Source organism: Stenotrophomonas sp. STEN038, from assembly GCF_056759895.1.
On the sequence record NZ_JBRRDW010000010.1, the window covers coordinates 1 to 15,154 of the forward strand.

Below are 15,154 nucleotides of genomic sequence, written 5' to 3' on the forward strand. Positions count from 1 at the left end.
CCCCCCGATTCCGGCCCGACCGCGGCTCGGTTTGGGCCTCACCCGGTACCCCTTCTCCCCGAGCTTGGCGGGCCACTACATCAGAACATCAGAGCTGCCAGCCCCATCGGCACCAAGCATATGGATAGTCCTGCGGCCGTTCGCATAGGCCTGCCCGCACCGGGTTGTGCAGCAGATAGTTGGCTACGCCACGCAGCGACTCATCGCGCCGGATTGCATGATCGTGATAGCCGGTCTGCCAGATGGAACCTGCACCACCAACAGACCTTGCTGACCGCGATTTCAAGCGCTGCATGCACCCACCCAGCGATCCGGATTGAAGCTGCAGCAGCCAATGCAGGTGATCGGGCATTACCACCCAGGCAAGGTTGTGACAAATGTCGGCGAGTTCGCAGTGTCGCAACGCCTCAATGACCTGCTCGGCGTTCTTGCGATTCGCAAACAGCGGCACACGCCCTGCGGTTACCGTGGTGATTGAATAGATGTTGCTGGGCAGCGAGAAACGCCCGTGGCGCAATTTTGGACTGGACATCGCTGCAGCCTGAGGCCGGCGACCAAGAACGTCCGTCAGTGAACCAAGGCCCCACTTGTAGTGCCGAGCCATGCTCGGCATGTGACCTTACCGGTAACGCCTCTGCCGAGCATGGCTCGGCACTACACCTGGGCTGCAGATTTACGGGGCAAGCCCCTGCCGAGCATGGCTCGGCACTAGAGGTTCGGCTTTACCGGTAATGCCTCTGCCGAGCATGGCTCGGCACTACAGGTGCTGTCAGCCTTGCTTGCGGACGATGGCCATGGCGATCTCCAGCGACTGCTCGTAGTTCAGGCGCGGGTCTACGCTGGAACGGTAGGCACGCTCCAGGTCGCGCTCCGTGAGCTCACGCGCGCCGCCGGTGCATTCGGTCACATCCTCGCCAGTCAACTCCAGGTGCACGCCTCCCAGGCGCGTTCCGGCCGCCGCGTGCAGGTCGAAGGACATCTCGACCTCGCTGCGGATATTGTCAAACCGCCGGGTCTTGTAGCCGTTGCTGGTGCTCTCGGTATTGCCGTGCATGGCGTCGCAGACCCACAGCACGCGGCGGCCATCACGCTTGATCGCATCCAGCAGCGGCGGCAGCTTGTCGGCGATCTGATTCGCGCCCATGCGATGGATGAAGCTCAGCCGGCCCGGTTCGTCATCCGGATTCAGCACGTCGATCAAACGCAGCAGCTGATCCGGCTGCACCGACGGCCCCACCTTTATCGCAATCGGGTTACGCACGCCGCGCAGGTATTCCACGTGCGCGCCATCCAGCGCCGCGGTGCGCATACCGATCCACGGGTAGTGCGTGCTCAGGTTGAACCAGCCGCTCTGGCGCGGCACCTGCCGGGTCAGCGCCTGCTCGTACGGCAGCAACAGGGCTTCATGCGAGGTGTAGAAGTCGACGCGGTTGAGGTTGTGCACCTGCGAGCCCGACAAGGTCTCCATGAAGCGCACGGCATCACCGATCGAGGCAACCATCTCCTGGTACTCCTCGGCCAGTGGCGAGCAGCGCATCCATGCCAGGTTCCAGTATTCGGGGTGATGCAGGTCGGCAAAGCCGCCATCGATCAGCGCACGCACGAAATTCATGGTCAGCGCCGAGCGCGAGTGCGCGGTGATCATCCGCTGCGGGTCGGGAACGCGCGCGGCCTCGGTGAACGCCGGCGCATTGATCACGTCGCCGCGGTAGCTGGGCAAGGTCACCCCGTCGCGGGTCTCGGTATCGGCCGAGCGCGGTTTGGCGTACTGGCCGGCAAAGCGGCCAACGCGGATCACCGGCATGCGCAGGCCGTGCACCATCACCAGGCTCATCTGCAGCAGCACCTTGAGCCGGTTGGAGATCGTCCCCGATTCGCAATCGACGAAATTCTCGGCGCAGTCACCGCCCTGCAGGAGGAAACGCTTGCCCTCCTGTGCCTCGGCCAGCTGCTGCTTGAGCGCGAAGATCTCCCACGAGGTCACCAGCGGCGGCAATTGCCGCAGCTCGCTCAACGCGGCCTCCAACGCCTGCGGATCGGGGTACGTCGGCATCTGCAGCGCGGGCTTGCCACGCCAGCTATCCGGCGCCCAGCTGCTGGCGGTGGCGACGGATGACGGGGAGGAAGAAGCGTTCATGCAGATACCAGTAGAAGAAGTGAAAGAGTCAGATCAAACGTTTTTTGCGTGTGCGCAGGCCGGCATACAACGCCCAACCCGCAAGCAGTACAAACCACACCAGGCTCCACATCGGCATGCTCAGGCCAAGGAAGGTCCAGTCGATGTTGCCGCAGTCACCGGTACCGGTCAGCACGGTGCGGAACACCTCGAACGGCCCCATGGTTTCAGCCAGGAAGCTCAGCGGCGGACCACAGCTGCTGCCCAGGTCCTTCGGCAACAACTGCACGTAGACGTGGCGGCCGGCGATGCCGATGCCCACCACGGCTGCCAGGAACGTCAGGACGCCATAGCCGGCACGACCGCCGCGACTGCTCGGCCCGTGCAATGCACCGAGCAGGAACAGCACGCCGACGGCGGCGAATGCGATGCGCTGGTAGATGCACAGCGGGCACGGTTCCAGTCCCATCTGGATCTGCATGTAGATCGCAAATGCGAGCAGGCCAGCACAGGTCAAAAAGCCCAGCAGGCACTGCGCGCGGAAACTCCAACGCAAAGGGTTCATCGCAACTTTCCGGGGTGAACAATGCAGCAAGAGTAACAGGCCGCCCGCGCGCGATCAGCAGTGATGGCAGCTGTAACCACATGAACGAAAAAGCCCGGCTTATGCCGGGCTTCTTCTGCATCCGTCGATGGACGGAAGCGTGCGATTACTCGCCGACTTCTTCCGCAACGGCGACCGGACGGTCAACCAGTTCAACGTAAGCCATCGGCGCGTTGTCGCCAGCGCGGAAGCCGCACTTCAGCAGGCGCAGGTAGCCGCCCGGACGGTTGGCGTAGCGCGGGCCCAGGACGGTGAACAGGACGCCTACGGCTTCCTTGTCACGCAGGCGGGCGAACGCCAGACGACGGTTGGCAACCGAATCAACCTTGGCCAGGGTGATCAGCGGCTCGGCAACGCGGCGCAGTTCCTTGGCCTTCGGCAGGGTGGTCTTGATCAGCTGGTGCTTGAACAGCGACGCAGCCATGTTCTTGAACATTGCTTCGCGGTGGGCGCTGGTGCGGTTGAACTTGCGGCCCGACTTCATATGACGCATGGGTTTATTCCTTGGTTAATGGTGAGACGTTGGACTTCGTTGTCGCCATCCTGGCGTTGAAAGTGGACTGCGGATGGTCCTGGTCGCCCGTCCTGGACGACCGGCATTGCGGCGTTGTTTAACCGTCAATGCGGGTACTGCTGAAACAATATTCCCCCGCATGGTCACCCATGCGGGGGAACAGGTATTGCTTATCAGCCGAGCATGCCGTGAGCGGCGACACCGGCCGGCGGCCAGTTCTCCAGCTTCATGCCGAGCGACAGACCGCGCTGGGCCAGCACTTCCTTGATCTCGGTCAGCGACTTCTTGCCGAGGTTCGGGGTCTTGAGCAGTTCAACTTCGGTCTTCTGGATCAGATCGCCGATGTAGTAGATGCTCTCAGCCTTGAGGCAGTTGGCCGAACGCACGGTCAGCTCCAGGTCGTCGATCGGGCGCAGCAGCACCGGATCCACGCCGTTGTTGGCCGGCTTGGCTGCACCGCGGTCGCGGTGGGTGAAATCACCGAACACCGACAGCTGATCGCTGAGGATGTCGGCCGCAGTGCGGACAGCTTCCTCGGCATCGATCGTGCCGTTGGTTTCGATATCAATGACCAGCTTGTCCAGGTCGGTACGCTGTTCGACGCGAGCGGCTTCCACCGCATAAGCGACGCGGCGGACCGGCGAGAACGAAGCGTCCAGCACCAGACGACCAATCGCACGCGATTCTTCGTCCGGACGACGACGTGCGGCAGCCGGCTGGTAGCCGAAGCCACGCTCGACCTTCAGACGCATGTTGATCGCAGTGTCCTTGGTCAGGTTGCAGATCACATGGTCGCCGTTGATCACTTCGACGTTGTGGTCAACCTTGATGTCGGCAGCGGTGACGACGCCCGGACCCTGCTTGGACAGGGAAACAGTGGCGCTGTCGCCGGTGTGCATACGGATCGCCACGTCCTTCAGGTTCAGCAGGACGTCAAGCACGTCTTCCTGCAGGCCTTCCAGAGTGGTGTACTCGTGCAACACGCCGTCGATCTCGACTTCGGTAATGGCGAAGCCCGGGATGGACGACAGCAGCACGCGACGCAGGGCGTTGCCCAGCGTATGCCCGTAACCACGCTCCAAAGGCTCGATCACGACCTTGGCGCGGGTCTCGGTAAGGCGTTCGATCTGCGGACCGCGAGGACGCAGAACCTGGTTTGCGGTAACCGTCATGTTGCGGGTTCTCCTGCGAACCTCCGGTGCAACCCGGAGGTTCTCCATTGTGAATTACTTCGAATACAACTCGACGATCAGCGCTTCGTTGATATCCGCAGGCAGGTCCGCACGATCCGGCACAGCCTTGAAGACGCCGCTGAACTTCTTCGAATCGACTTCGACCCACGACGGGCTGAGGTCGTGCTGTTCGGCAACGACCAGGGCTTCCTGGACGCGCAGCTGCTTGGCAGCCTTCTCGGACAGCGCAATCGCGTCGCCGGCCTTGATCTGGTACGAAGCCAGGTTGACCGACTTGCCGTTGACCGTGACACCGCGGTGCGAGACCAGCTGACGGGCAGCCGGACGGGTCACTGCGAAGCCCATGCGGTAGACGACGTTGTCCAGACGGGTTTCCAACAACTGCAGCAGGTTCTCGCCGGTGTTGCCCTTCTTGGTCGAGGCCTTCTTGTAGTAGTTGCGGAACTGACGCTCCAGCAGACCGTAGATACGCTTGACCTTCTGCTTTTCGCGCAGCTGGGTAGCGTAGTCGGACAGCTTGCCCTTACGGGCAGTGGCGCCGTGCTGGCCGGGCTTCTGCTCCAGCTTGCACTTGGAATCCAACGCGCGGGCCGGGCTCTTCAGGGAGAGGTCGGCGCCTTCGCGGCGGGCGAGCTTACAGGTAGGACCGATATAACGAGCCATTTCTTATCGCTCCTTTAGACGCGACGCTTCTTCGGCGGACGGCACCCGTTGTGCGGGATTGGCGTCACGTCGATGATGTTGGTGATCTTATAGCCGACGTTGTTCAACGAACGTACGGCCGACTCACGGCCCGGACCCGGACCCTTGATGCGGACTTCCAGCGACTTCAGGCCGTAATCCAGCGCAGCCTTGCCAGCCTTTTCGGCGGCAACCTGAGCGGCGAACGGAGTCGACTTACGCGAACCACGGAAGCCAGCGCCACCGGAGGTCGCCCAGGACAGTGCATTGCCCTGACGGTCGGTGATGGTCACGATGGTGTTGTTGAACGAAGCGTGGACGTGGGCAACGCCATCAGTGATGACGCGCTTGATCTTCTTCTTGGTTTTTGCAGCAGCGGGCTTAGCCATTTCTTAGGTCCCTTACTTCCTGATCGCCTTGCGCGGACCCTTACGGGTGCGGGCGTTGGTACGGGTACGCTGGCCACGCAGCGGCAGACCGCGACGATGACGCAGGCCGCGGTAGCAACCCAGGTCCATCAGACGCTTGATTGCGATACCGATTTCGCGGCGCAGATCGCCTTCGACAATGTACTTGCCGACTTCGAGACGCAGGCGCTCGATTTCCGGCTCCGACAAATCGCGGATCTTGGTGGTCGAAGCAACGCCTGCGACTTCGCAGACCTTCTTCGAACGGGTACGGCCGATGCCGTAAATGCTTTGCAACCCGACCCAGACATGCTTCTGGGCTGGCAGGTTGACGCCTGCAATACGCGCCATGACGCGGTTCTCCAGCTGAGTGATGGCCGAATACGCACCATGAGGCGCGCCAATCCGGCAGGATGGATCAAAAATGTGAACTAGCGATACTAACAAGGCTTCGGTTTGCTTGGAAGCCCGTGGAACATACAGTTCCACAAGCCCGGCGTGGGGAGTGTGCCCATGCTCCGGCGCCGGATGTGCCTGGCAAGGAGAGATATCTCCAAGCCGCCCGCGCTACTCCCGCGCGGAACAACCACATCACACCCCCACCCGAAACCGCTGCAGGGGCCGCCCTTCTGTTTGGAAAGCCGCCCCGGGAACCGGAGCGGGTTTCTCGCTATGAAGCGGAAAGTATAACCGGTGAATCAGCCGCGTGCAAAACCGCCGCGGTTGCCACCCTTCAGGTTGGCCTTCTTCAACAGGCTCTCGTACTGGTGCGACATCAGATGTGCCTGAACCTGTGCGATGAAATCCATCACCACCACCACCACGATCAGCAGCGAGGTGCCACCGAAGTAGAACGAGGCGTTGAGCTGGGTACGCATGATTTCCGGCAGCAGGCAGACGATCACCAGGTACAGCGAGCCAGCAGCCGTCAGACGGGTCAGCACGGCATCGATGTAATCGGCAGTGGCCTTGCCCGGACGGATGCCCGGTATCAGCGCACCCGACTTCTTCAGGTTGTCAGCGGTTTCCTGCGAGTTGAACACCAGCGCGGTGTAGAAGAACGCAAAACCAGTGATCAAACCAGCGAAGACGATCATGTGCAGCGGCTCGCCCGGACCCAGCGCGTTTGCCACCTTCTGCAGCCACGTGGCCGAGCTGGCCTGACCGGACCACATCGCCAGCGTTGCCGGGAAGGCAAGGATGCTGGATGCGAAGATCGCCGGGATCACGCCTGCCATGTTGAGCTTCAGCGGCAGGAACGAGGTCTGGTTCATATAGGCATTACGGCCACCCTGACGGCGGGCGTAATTGACCGTGATACGACGCTGACCGCGCTCCACGAACACCACGAAGTAGGTGAAAGCCAGCACCACCAGCACGATGATCAGCAACGAGATGAAGCTCATGTTGCCGTCACGGTAGGCTTCGACGGTGTGGATCACGGCAGCCGGCAAGCCAGCCACGATGCCTGCGAAGATGATCAGCGACACACCGTTGCCGATGCCGCGCTCGGTGACCTGCTCACCCACCCACATCAGGAAGATGGTGCCTGCGGTGAGCGCGATGATCGCGGTCAACACGAAGCCCATACCCGGCGCATACACCACCGGTGCACCGCCCGGCGACACCTGGTTCTGCAGTGCCAAGGCAATACTGCCGCCCTGTACTACCGCCAGGAGCACCGCGCCAATGCGCGAATACTGAGTGATCTTGCGACGACCGGACTCACCTTCCTTCTGCATGGCCTTCAGGGCCGGGAAGATGTGGACCGCCAGCTGCATCACGATGGATGCCGAGATATACGGCATCACATTCAACGCGAAGATACTGAAACGGTGCAGGGCGCCGCCCGAGAACATGTTGAACATGTCCACGATGCCGCCGCCCTGCGCCTGCATCAGCGCAAGCATGGCCTCGGGATTGACGCCCGGCACCGGCACATAACAGCCGATGCGATAGACGAGCAATGCCCCAAGTACGAACAGGAGGCGCTGGCGAAGTTCAGTGAACTTGCCTGCCCCTGCCGCGAGGTTACCGATGCCAGCTTGCGCCATGTTCCAGTTACTCCTGTACGCTGCCGCCGGCAGCTTCGATCGCGGCCTTGGCGCCGGCAGTAGCAGTAATACCCTTCAGGGTGAATGCCTTGCTCAGCTCGCCCTTGAAGACGACCTTGGCCTTCTTCGCGGTCGACGGGATCAGCTTGGCTGCACGCAGTGCGGCCAGGTCGATTTCACCAGCTTCCAGACGATCAAGGTGGTAGGACAGCACTTCTGCAGTGTCCTTGGCCTTGTGCGAGAAGAAGCCGATCTTCGGCAGACGACGCTGCATCGGGGTCTGGCCGCCTTCGAAGCCAGCCTTGATCTTGCCGCCGCCCTTACGAGCAAACGAACCCTTGTGGCCGCGGCCGCAGGTCTTGCCCAGGCCGGAGCCGATGCCGCGACCGACGCGGGTACGCTCGGTACGGGCGCCCGGTGCCGGGCTCAGTTCATTGAGACGCATAGTCATGGTCGATTACTCCTCAACCTGGACGAGGTACTGAACCTTGTTGATCAGACCGCGAACCTGCGGGCTGTCTTTCAGTTCACGCACATCATTGAGCTTGTTCAGGCCCAGGGCACGCACCGACAGGCGGTGACGCGACTGGGTGCCACGCAGGCCACGCACCAGGCGCACCTTTACAGTCTTGACGGTTTCATTAGCCATGGTTCAGATCCTCCAACTTCTTGCCGCGCTTGGCAGCAATACGGGCCGGGGACTGCGCACCGGCCAGACCCTTCAGGGTGGCACGGACCAAGTTGATCGGGTTGCGCGAACCGGTTGCCTTGGCCAGGACGTTCTTCACGCCAACGGCTTCCAGCACGGCGCGCATGGCACCGCCGGCGATGACGCCAGTACCTTCCGAAGCCGGCTGCATGAACACGCGAGCTGCGCCGTGACCATCCTTGATGGTGTGCCACAACGTGCCGTTGTTCAGGTCAACACTGACCTGGTTCTTGCGGGCCTGCTCCATCGACTTCTGGATGGCGACCGGCACTTCGCGCGCCTTGCCATAACCGAAGCCAACCTTGCCTTCGCCATCACCGACCACGGTCAGTGCGGTGAAGGTGAACTGGCGGCCACCCTTGACGGTCTTGCTGACGCGGTTGACCGCGACCAGCTTTTCGATCATGCCGTCGTCGATTTTCTCTTCGCGGTTACGGTCGCGATCGCGACCCCGCTGCTGACGCTCTTCTGCCATTTCGATTCCTTGATTGATTGGGTATGTACGGCTCGATGCCGCTTATGGTTGTGTAGTGACGCAATGAATCGCCAGACGCTGCAGAAGAACGAAAGACGCCCGGTACAAACCCGTACCGGCAGGCAGGCGGAAAGGGGCCAACGGCCCCTTTCCTGTATTGCTTAGAACTGCAGACCGCCTTCGCGGGCAGCATCAGCAAGTGCCTTGATGCGGCCGTGGTAGCGGTAGCCCGAGCGGTCGAAAGCGACCTTCTCGATACCAGCAGCCTTGGCGCGCTCGGCAATCAGCTTGCCGACCTTGGTGGCAGCGTCGATGTTCTTGCCGCTCTTCAGGCCTTCCTTGACTTCGGCCTGTGCGGTGTTGGCAGCAGCCAGCACCTTGGAGCCGTCGGCGGTGAAGACCTGTGCGTACAGGTGCTGACCGGTGCGCAGCACCGACAGACGTGCCACGCCCAGGGTACGGATGTGCGAACGGGTCGACTTGGCGCGACGCAGACGGGCGATGTTCTTGTTCATGTTCTTTATCCTCGAAAGCTGAAAACCTAAGAATTAGGCCTTCTTGGCTTCCTTGCGAATGATGACTTCACCGGCGTACTTCACACCCTTGCCCTTATAGGGCTCCGGCGGACGGTAACCACGGATCTTGGCGGCGACTTCACCGACAACCTGCTTGTCCACGCCCTGCACGACGATTTCCGTCTGCGTCGGGGTCGACAGGGTGATGCCTTCCGGCGCCACGAACACGACAGGGTGGGAGAAGCCCAGCGACAGGTTCAGGTCCTTGCCCTGCATGGCAGCGCGGTAACCCACGCCGACCAGCTCAAGCTTGCGCTCGAAGCCTTCGGACACGCCCTGCACCATGTTGGCCAGGATCGCACGCACGGTGCCGGCCAGCGCGTCGAAGGAGATGTCCTTCGGACTCAGCGTGGCAACGCCGTTGTCGAGAGTGATTTCTACGCCAGCGGTCTTGTTCAGCGACAGGGTGCCCTTCGGGCCCTTCACGCTCACAACTTCCGGCTGGATGGTCAGTTCAACGCCCTTGGGCAGGTTGATCGGCTTCTTGGCTACGCGGGACATAGTGGACTCCTTCCCTTAGGCCACGAAGCACAGGACTTCGCCGCCGACGCCCAACTGGCGCGCCTGCGCATCAGTCATGATGCCCTTGGAGGTGGAAATGATGGCGACGCCCAGGCCGTTCAGGACCTTCGGCAGTTCAGACTTGCCACGGTACTGGCGCAGACCCGAACGCGAGAAGCGCTTCAGGGTCGCGATGACCGGCTTGCCTTCGAAGTACTTCAGGACGATTTCGAGCTCGGCCTTGTTGTTTTCGATGTTGTTGACGCGCAGGTCGGCGATGTAACCCTCGTCCTTCAGGACCTGGGCAATAGCCACCTTGACCTTGGACGACGGGGCTTTCACCGTCTGCTTGCCAACCGCGGCCGCATTTTTGATGCGGACCAGCAGGTCGGCGATGGGATCAGTCATGCTCATGTAGATACCTTTGAGTGCACCGATATCCGCTTTCGCGAAAATCTCGTGTTTTCCTGGGATGGGCCAGGGCCCTTGACGCACCTGCCGCCATTTCGGGCAGGCAAGGAGCGGGATTATACGACAAAAAGCCCGACTTGCGTCGGACTTTCTGTTTTGCCTTCAGATTGACCCGAAAGCCCTGCTGGGCGGGCCTTTCGGTCCGCCCAGCGGGTTGTTGCTTACCAGCTTGCCTTGCGCAGGCCCGGCACGTCACCACGCATGGTGGCTTCGCGCAGCTTGTTGCGGCCGAGGCCGAACTTGCTGTACACGCCACGCGGACGACCCGACAGCTCGCAACGGTTGCGATGGCGGCTCGGCGACGAATCGCGCGGCAGCTTCGACAACTTGATCACGGCTTCAGCCTTCTCTTCGTAGCTCGCGTCCACCGAGGACACGATCTTCTTCAGAGCTGCACGCTTGTCGGCGTACTTCAGAGCCAGCTTCTTCCGCTTGATGTCGCGGTTGACCATTGAGGTCTTTGCCATTTCTGTATCCTCGACGAATCAGTTACGGAACGGGAACTTGAACGCTGCGAGCAGCGCCTTCGCTTCCGCGTCGGTCTTGGCGGTGGTGGTGATGGCGATATCCATACCGCGGATCGCGTCGACGGCGTCGAAGTCGATTTCCGGGAAGATGATCTGTTCCTTCACACCCATGTTGTAGTTGCCACGACCGTCGAACGAACGACCCGACACGCCGCGGAAGTCACGCACGCGCGGCAGCGAGATGTTGATCAGGCGATCCAGGAACTCAAACATGGTGTCACGACGCAGCGTGACCTTGCAGCCGATCGGCCAACCGTCACGGATCTTGAACGAAGCCACCGAAACGCGCGACTTGGTGACCACCGGCTTCTGGCCGGTGATCTTGGTCATGTCGGCAACGGCGTTCTCAAGAACCTTCTTGTTGGTCGCAGCTTCGCCCACACCCATGTTCAGGGTGACCTTGACCAGGCGCGGCACTTCCATCGGATTGGTGTAACCGAACTGCTTGGTCAGCGCCGGTACCACTTCTTCCTTGTAAAACTTTTCGAGACGTGAATTCATCGGTCAGTCCTTAGGCGTCCAGCGCCTCACCGCTGGAGCGGAACACACGCAGTTTGCGTCCATCCTCCAGCACCTTGAAGCCAACGCGCTCGCCCTTGCCCGAAGCCGGGTTCAGCACATTCACGTTGGAGATATGGATCGACGCTTCACGCTCGACCACGCCGCCGGCAACACCTGCCTGCGGGTTCGGCTTGGTGTGGCGCTTGACGATGTTCACGTTGGCGACGATCACACGATCGCCGTCGACGCGGACGACTTCGCCCTGCTTACCCTTGTCCTTGCCGGTGTTGACGACGACCTGGTCGCCCTTCTTGATACGGTTAGCCATGATTATCTCCTGGCGCTCACAGAACTTCGGGAGCGAGCGAGACGATCTTCATGAACTTCTCGGAACGAAGTTCACGGGTCACCGGTCCGAAGATGCGGGTGCCGATCGGCTCTTGCTTGTTGTTGAGCAGGACCGCAGCGTTGCCGTCGAAACGGATCAGCGAGCCATCGGCGCGACGCACACCCTTGCGGGTACGCACCACGACGGCGTCATACACTTCACCCTTCTTGACTTTGCCGCGCGGGATTGCGTCCTTCACGGTGACCTTGATGATGTCGCCGATGTGGGCATAACGGCGCTTGGAACCACCAAGCACCTTGATGCACATCAGTTCCTTGGCACCGGAATTGTCCGCAGCATCAAGGTAGCTCTGCATCTGGATCATGAGTCAGATCTCCTTATTCAGCCGCACGCGTGATGACTTCCACCACACGCCAGTTCTTGGTCTTGGACATCGGAGCAATCTCGGTCACGCGAACGACATCACCTTCCTTGCAGGCGTTGTCGGCGTCGTGTGCGTGCAGCTTGGACGAGCGCTTGATGTACTTGCCGTACAACGGGTGCTTGACCTGGCGCTCCACCAACACGGTGACCGTCTTGTCCATCTTGTTGCTGACGACACGGCCTTCGACCGTGCGCAGCGTCTTCTTTTCAGTATTTTCGCTCATAGCAGCCATCCTTACTTCGTGCTGCCGATCAGGTGCTTGACGCGAGCAATCTCGCGACGCACCCGGCGGGTTTCGTGGGTCTTCGGCAGCTGGCCGGTGACCTGCTGCATACGGAGCGAGAACTGCTCCTTACGCAGGTCGGTCAGGTGGGCCTTGAGTTCGTCAGCCGACTTCTCGCGGAGTTGTTTGATGTCCATCAGCGCACCGTCCGGGTTACGAAAGTGGTGGTCACCGAGAGCTTGGCAGCGGCCAGGCGGAACGCCTCGCGTGCCACTTCCTCGGTCACACCCTCGACTTCATAAATCATGCGGCCCGGCTGGATCTGAGCGACCCAGTATTCCACGCCACCCTTACCAGCACCCATTCGGACTTCGATGGGCTTCTTGGTGATCGGCTTGTCGGGGAACACACGGATCCACATCTTGCCACCGCGCTTGACGTAGCGGCTGATCGAGCGGCGAGCCGCTTCGATCTGGCGCGCGGTCAGCTGACCGTGGGCAGTAGCCTTCAGGCCGAACTCGCCGAAGCTGACGGCGTTGGCGCTCCAGCTCAGGCCGTCATTGCGGCCCTTGAACATCTTGCGGTATTTGGTTCGCTTGGGTTGCAACATTGCCGTTACCTCGCTTCACGAGCCGGGCGCGACGGACGGTCACCGCGGTCGCCGCGATCGTTACGATCGTTGCGCGGGCTGTCGTCCTGCTTTTCCTGGCCAACCTGGGAGAAATCAAAGACTTCACCCTTGTAGATCCAAACCTTGATGCCGATGATGCCGTAGGTGGTGCTGGCTTCAGCGAAACCGTAGTCGATATCCGCACGCAGGGTGTGCAACGGCACGCGGCCTTCGCGGTACCACTCCGAACGGGCGATTTCAGCGCCGTTCAAGCGGCCGCCGACGTTGACCTTGATGCCCAGGGCACCCAGGCGCATCGCGTTGCCGACCGAGCGCTTCATTGCACGGCGGAACATGATGCGGCGCTCCAGCTGCTGCGCGATCGACTCGGCAACCAGCTGTGCGTCCAACTCCGGCTTGCGCACTTCGGTGACGTTGATGTGCGCCGGGACGCCCATCATTTCGCTCACTTCCTTACGCAGCTTTTCGATGTCCTCACCACGCTTGCCGATCACCACGCCCGGACGGGCGGTGTGGATCGTCACGCGAGCCGTCTTTGCCGGACGCTCGATGAGGATCTTGGAGATACCGGCCTGAGCAAGCTTCTTGCGCAGCATCTCGCGAACTTTCAGGTCGGCTGCCAGGTAACCAGCAAACTCGGCCTTGTTGGCGTACCACTTGGAGTTCCAGTCCTTGGAAATACCGAGGCGGATACCAACCGGATGAACTTTATGACCCATGGTCTTTATCCTTTCCGCTTACTTGCCGGCGCCCACAACCACAGTGATGTGGCTGGTGCGCTTGAGGATGCGGGTACCGCGGCCTTTCGCCCGCGCCATGAAACGCTTCAGGGTCGGACCTTCATCTACCATGATGGTCTTGACCTTCAGCTCGTCGACGTCAGCGCCCTGGTTGTTTTCGGCATTTGCGATAGCCGACTCCACCACCTTCTTGATCAGGTGGGCAGCCTTCTTATCCGAAAACTTCAGCAGGTTGACCGCACGCTCGGCCGGCAGACCGCGCACCTGGTCAGCGACCAGGCGGGCTTTCTGCGCAGAGATGCGCGCGGAGCGCAGGATTGCTTTCGCTTCCATTGTCATCTCTCCTTACTTGCCCGACTTCTTGTCGCCACCGTGACCCTTGAAGGTCCGGGTGACGGCAAATTCGCCGAGCTTGTGGCCGACCATGTTCTCGTTGACGAGCACAGGAACGTGGTTCTTGCCGTTATGAACGGCGATGGTGACGCCTACCATTTCCGGCAGGATCATCGAACGGCGCGACCAGGTTTTGATCGGCTTCTTGCTGCCCGCAGCGGCCTCCACCTTCTTGACGAGGTGGTGATCGACGAACGGGCCCTTCTTGAGTGAACGTGCCATGGTCGATTAGCCCCTACGATCGCGGACGATGAACTGCTGAGTGCGCTTGTTATGGCGCGTCTTGTAACCCTTGGTCGGAACGCCCCACGGGGTGACCGGATGCGGATTACCCTGGCCGGCCTTGGCTTCACCACCACCGTGCGGGTGATCCACCGGGTTCATGGCCGCACCGCGGACGGTCGGCTTGACACCGCGCCAGCGCTTGGCACCAGCCTTGCCCAGCTTTTCCAGGTTGTGCTCATCGTTACCGACTTCACCGATGGTGGCGCGGCATTCGACCGGCACCTTACGCATTTCACCCGAGCGCAGGCGCAGGGTGGCGTAGATACCTTCACGAGCGACCAGCTGCACGCCTGCACCAGCGGCACGAGCGATCTGAGCGCCCTTGCCCGGCTTCAGCTCGATCCCGTGGACGGTGGTACCGACCGGGATGTTGCGCAGCGGCAGGGTGTTGCCGGTCTTGATCGGGGCGTGAGCGCCCGAGATGACCTGGTCACCAGCCTTCAGGCCCTTCGGGGCGATGATGTAGCGACGCTCGCCGTCGACGTAGCACAGCAGGGCGATATGGGCAGTGCGGTTCGGATCGTATTCGATACGTTCCACGCGTGCCGGAATGCCTTCCTTGTTGCGCTTGAAGTCGATCAGACGGTAGTGCTGCTTGTGACCACCACCCACGTGACGGGTGGTGATGCGGCCGTGGTGGTTACGACCGCCGGACTTGCTCTGCGGCTCCAGCAACGCAGCATGCGGCGCGCCTTTGTGCAGATCAGGAGTGACCACGCGCACGGCCGAACGACGGCCGGGAGAAGTGGGTTTGAATTTCATCAATGGCATGGGATGTACC

Annotated in this window: 26 protein-coding genes; all 26 read right to left on the bottom strand. The window is 61.3% G+C overall.

Annotated elements, in window-relative coordinates; translation table 11 throughout:
• Positions 1 to 88 precede the first annotated feature (88 nt).
• The 26 genes from ACVOLS_RS05835 to rplB all read right to left on the bottom strand — a co-directional run bounded on the left by ACVOLS_RS05835 (position 89) and on the right by rplB (position 15,144).
• A complete protein-coding gene (locus tag ACVOLS_RS05835; protein ID WP_481544861.1) occupies positions 89 to 532 on the bottom strand; it encodes an REP-associated tyrosine transposase in 444 nt (147 codons plus the stop codon).
• A gap of 237 nt (positions 533 to 769) precedes the next feature.
• Positions 770 to 2,137, bottom strand: coding sequence for a class II 3-deoxy-7-phosphoheptulonate synthase (locus ACVOLS_RS05840; protein ID WP_481544862.1), 1,368 nt, complete (start codon positions 2,135 to 2,137; stop codon positions 770 to 772).
• Between the two features lie 28 nt (positions 2,138 to 2,165).
• On the bottom strand, positions 2,166 to 2,681 hold the full coding sequence (locus ACVOLS_RS05845) for a disulfide bond formation protein B (protein WP_481509904.1): 516 nt from the start codon (positions 2,679 to 2,681) through the stop codon (positions 2,166 to 2,168).
• A 145-nt stretch (positions 2,682 to 2,826) separates the two neighbouring features.
• Entirely contained in the window at positions 2,827 to 3,213 is a 387-nt protein-coding gene (gene rplQ / locus ACVOLS_RS05850; protein ID WP_282270242.1) for a 50S ribosomal protein L17, read from the bottom strand.
• Between the two features lie 194 nt (positions 3,214 to 3,407).
• Positions 3,408 to 4,406: a DNA-directed RNA polymerase subunit alpha gene (locus ACVOLS_RS05855; RefSeq protein WP_062169013.1), complete on the bottom strand. Its 999-nt coding sequence runs from the start codon at positions 4,404 to 4,406 to the stop codon at positions 3,408 to 3,410.
• 54 nt (positions 4,407 to 4,460) lie between these two features.
• Complete coding sequence (rpsD, locus tag ACVOLS_RS05860) at positions 4,461 to 5,090, bottom strand: 30S ribosomal protein S4 (RefSeq protein ID WP_057629607.1); 630 nt, start codon at positions 5,088 to 5,090, stop codon at positions 4,461 to 4,463.
• Positions 5,091 to 5,104: 14 nt separating this feature from the next.
• On the bottom strand, positions 5,105 to 5,497 hold the full coding sequence (gene rpsK / locus ACVOLS_RS05865) for a 30S ribosomal protein S11 (RefSeq protein ID WP_057629606.1): 393 nt from the start codon (positions 5,495 to 5,497) through the stop codon (positions 5,105 to 5,107).
• 12 nt (positions 5,498 to 5,509) lie between these two features.
• Positions 5,510 to 5,866, bottom strand: coding sequence for a 30S ribosomal protein S13 (gene rpsM / locus ACVOLS_RS05870; protein WP_057633111.1), 357 nt, complete (start codon positions 5,864 to 5,866; stop codon positions 5,510 to 5,512).
• Between the two features lie 347 nt (positions 5,867 to 6,213).
• Positions 6,214 to 7,569 carry a preprotein translocase subunit SecY gene (secY, locus tag ACVOLS_RS05875; protein ID WP_481516749.1) on the bottom strand — a complete coding sequence of 452 codons (1,356 nt, stop codon included), beginning with the start codon at positions 7,567 to 7,569 and terminating at the stop codon, positions 6,214 to 6,216.
• Between the two features lie 7 nt (positions 7,570 to 7,576).
• Positions 7,577 to 8,020, bottom strand: coding sequence for a 50S ribosomal protein L15 (gene rplO, locus ACVOLS_RS05880; protein ID WP_481544863.1), 444 nt, complete (start codon positions 8,018 to 8,020; stop codon positions 7,577 to 7,579).
• 6 nt (positions 8,021 to 8,026) lie between these two features.
• Positions 8,027 to 8,218, bottom strand: coding sequence for a 50S ribosomal protein L30 (gene rpmD / locus ACVOLS_RS05885; RefSeq protein ID WP_062169020.1), 192 nt, complete (start codon positions 8,216 to 8,218; stop codon positions 8,027 to 8,029).
• Positions 8,211 to 8,753 carry a 30S ribosomal protein S5 gene (rpsE, locus tag ACVOLS_RS05890; RefSeq protein ID WP_282270259.1) on the bottom strand — a complete coding sequence of 181 codons (543 nt, stop codon included), beginning with the start codon at positions 8,751 to 8,753 and terminating at the stop codon, positions 8,211 to 8,213. Before rpsE ends, rpmD begins: the two co-directional genes overlap by 8 nt.
• Positions 8,754 to 8,914: 161 nt before the next feature.
• On the bottom strand, positions 8,915 to 9,268 hold the full coding sequence (rplR, locus tag ACVOLS_RS05895) for a 50S ribosomal protein L18 (protein ID WP_062169024.1): 354 nt from the start codon (positions 9,266 to 9,268) through the stop codon (positions 8,915 to 8,917).
• A gap of 33 nt (positions 9,269 to 9,301) precedes the next feature.
• A complete protein-coding gene (gene rplF, locus ACVOLS_RS05900) occupies positions 9,302 to 9,829 on the bottom strand; it encodes a 50S ribosomal protein L6 (RefSeq protein ID WP_282270262.1) in 528 nt (175 codons plus the stop codon).
• A 15-nt stretch (positions 9,830 to 9,844) separates the two neighbouring features.
• A complete protein-coding gene (gene rpsH / locus ACVOLS_RS05905) occupies positions 9,845 to 10,243 on the bottom strand; it encodes a 30S ribosomal protein S8 (protein ID WP_296253885.1) in 399 nt (132 codons plus the stop codon).
• A 218-nt stretch (positions 10,244 to 10,461) separates the two neighbouring features.
• Positions 10,462 to 10,767 (bottom strand): 30S ribosomal protein S14, encoded by a 306-nt coding sequence (gene rpsN / locus ACVOLS_RS05910; protein ID WP_062169030.1) that lies wholly within the window; start codon positions 10,765 to 10,767, stop codon positions 10,462 to 10,464.
• Between the two features lie 18 nt (positions 10,768 to 10,785).
• Complete coding sequence (rplE, locus tag ACVOLS_RS05915; RefSeq protein WP_062169033.1) at positions 10,786 to 11,328, bottom strand: 50S ribosomal protein L5; 543 nt, start codon at positions 11,326 to 11,328, stop codon at positions 10,786 to 10,788.
• Between the two features lie 10 nt (positions 11,329 to 11,338).
• Positions 11,339 to 11,656 (bottom strand): 50S ribosomal protein L24, encoded by a 318-nt coding sequence (gene rplX / locus ACVOLS_RS05920; protein WP_017355416.1) that lies wholly within the window; start codon positions 11,654 to 11,656, stop codon positions 11,339 to 11,341.
• A 16-nt stretch (positions 11,657 to 11,672) separates the two neighbouring features.
• On the bottom strand, positions 11,673 to 12,041 hold the full coding sequence (gene rplN, locus ACVOLS_RS05925; RefSeq protein ID WP_019186153.1) for a 50S ribosomal protein L14: 369 nt from the start codon (positions 12,039 to 12,041) through the stop codon (positions 11,673 to 11,675).
• A 13-nt stretch (positions 12,042 to 12,054) separates the two neighbouring features.
• Positions 12,055 to 12,324, bottom strand: coding sequence for a 30S ribosomal protein S17 (gene rpsQ / locus ACVOLS_RS05930; protein WP_282270268.1), 270 nt, complete (start codon positions 12,322 to 12,324; stop codon positions 12,055 to 12,057).
• Between the two features lie 11 nt (positions 12,325 to 12,335).
• Complete coding sequence (gene rpmC / locus ACVOLS_RS05935; protein ID WP_054657204.1) at positions 12,336 to 12,521, bottom strand: 50S ribosomal protein L29; 186 nt, start codon at positions 12,519 to 12,521, stop codon at positions 12,336 to 12,338.
• Positions 12,521 to 12,934: a 50S ribosomal protein L16 gene (gene rplP / locus ACVOLS_RS05940; RefSeq protein ID WP_282270271.1), complete on the bottom strand. Its 414-nt coding sequence runs from the start codon at positions 12,932 to 12,934 to the stop codon at positions 12,521 to 12,523. Before rplP ends, rpmC begins: the two co-directional genes overlap by 1 nt.
• Before the next feature lie 5 nt (positions 12,935 to 12,939).
• A complete protein-coding gene (rpsC, locus tag ACVOLS_RS05945) occupies positions 12,940 to 13,674 on the bottom strand; it encodes a 30S ribosomal protein S3 (protein WP_057629592.1) in 735 nt (244 codons plus the stop codon).
• A gap of 18 nt (positions 13,675 to 13,692) precedes the next feature.
• On the bottom strand, positions 13,693 to 14,028 hold the full coding sequence (gene rplV, locus ACVOLS_RS05950; RefSeq protein ID WP_054657198.1) for a 50S ribosomal protein L22: 336 nt from the start codon (positions 14,026 to 14,028) through the stop codon (positions 13,693 to 13,695).
• 12 nt (positions 14,029 to 14,040) lie between these two features.
• The gene (gene rpsS, locus ACVOLS_RS05955) at positions 14,041 to 14,310 is read right to left on the bottom strand and encodes a 30S ribosomal protein S19 (RefSeq protein ID WP_057629591.1); all 270 of its coding nucleotides are present in this window, start codon (positions 14,308 to 14,310) and stop codon (positions 14,041 to 14,043) included.
• A gap of 6 nt (positions 14,311 to 14,316) precedes the next feature.
• Positions 14,317 to 15,144, bottom strand: a complete 828-nt coding sequence (gene rplB / locus ACVOLS_RS05960) for a 50S ribosomal protein L2 (RefSeq protein WP_057629590.1) — start codon at positions 15,142 to 15,144, stop codon at positions 14,317 to 14,319.
• Between the last annotated feature and the right edge of the window lie 10 nt (positions 15,145 to 15,154).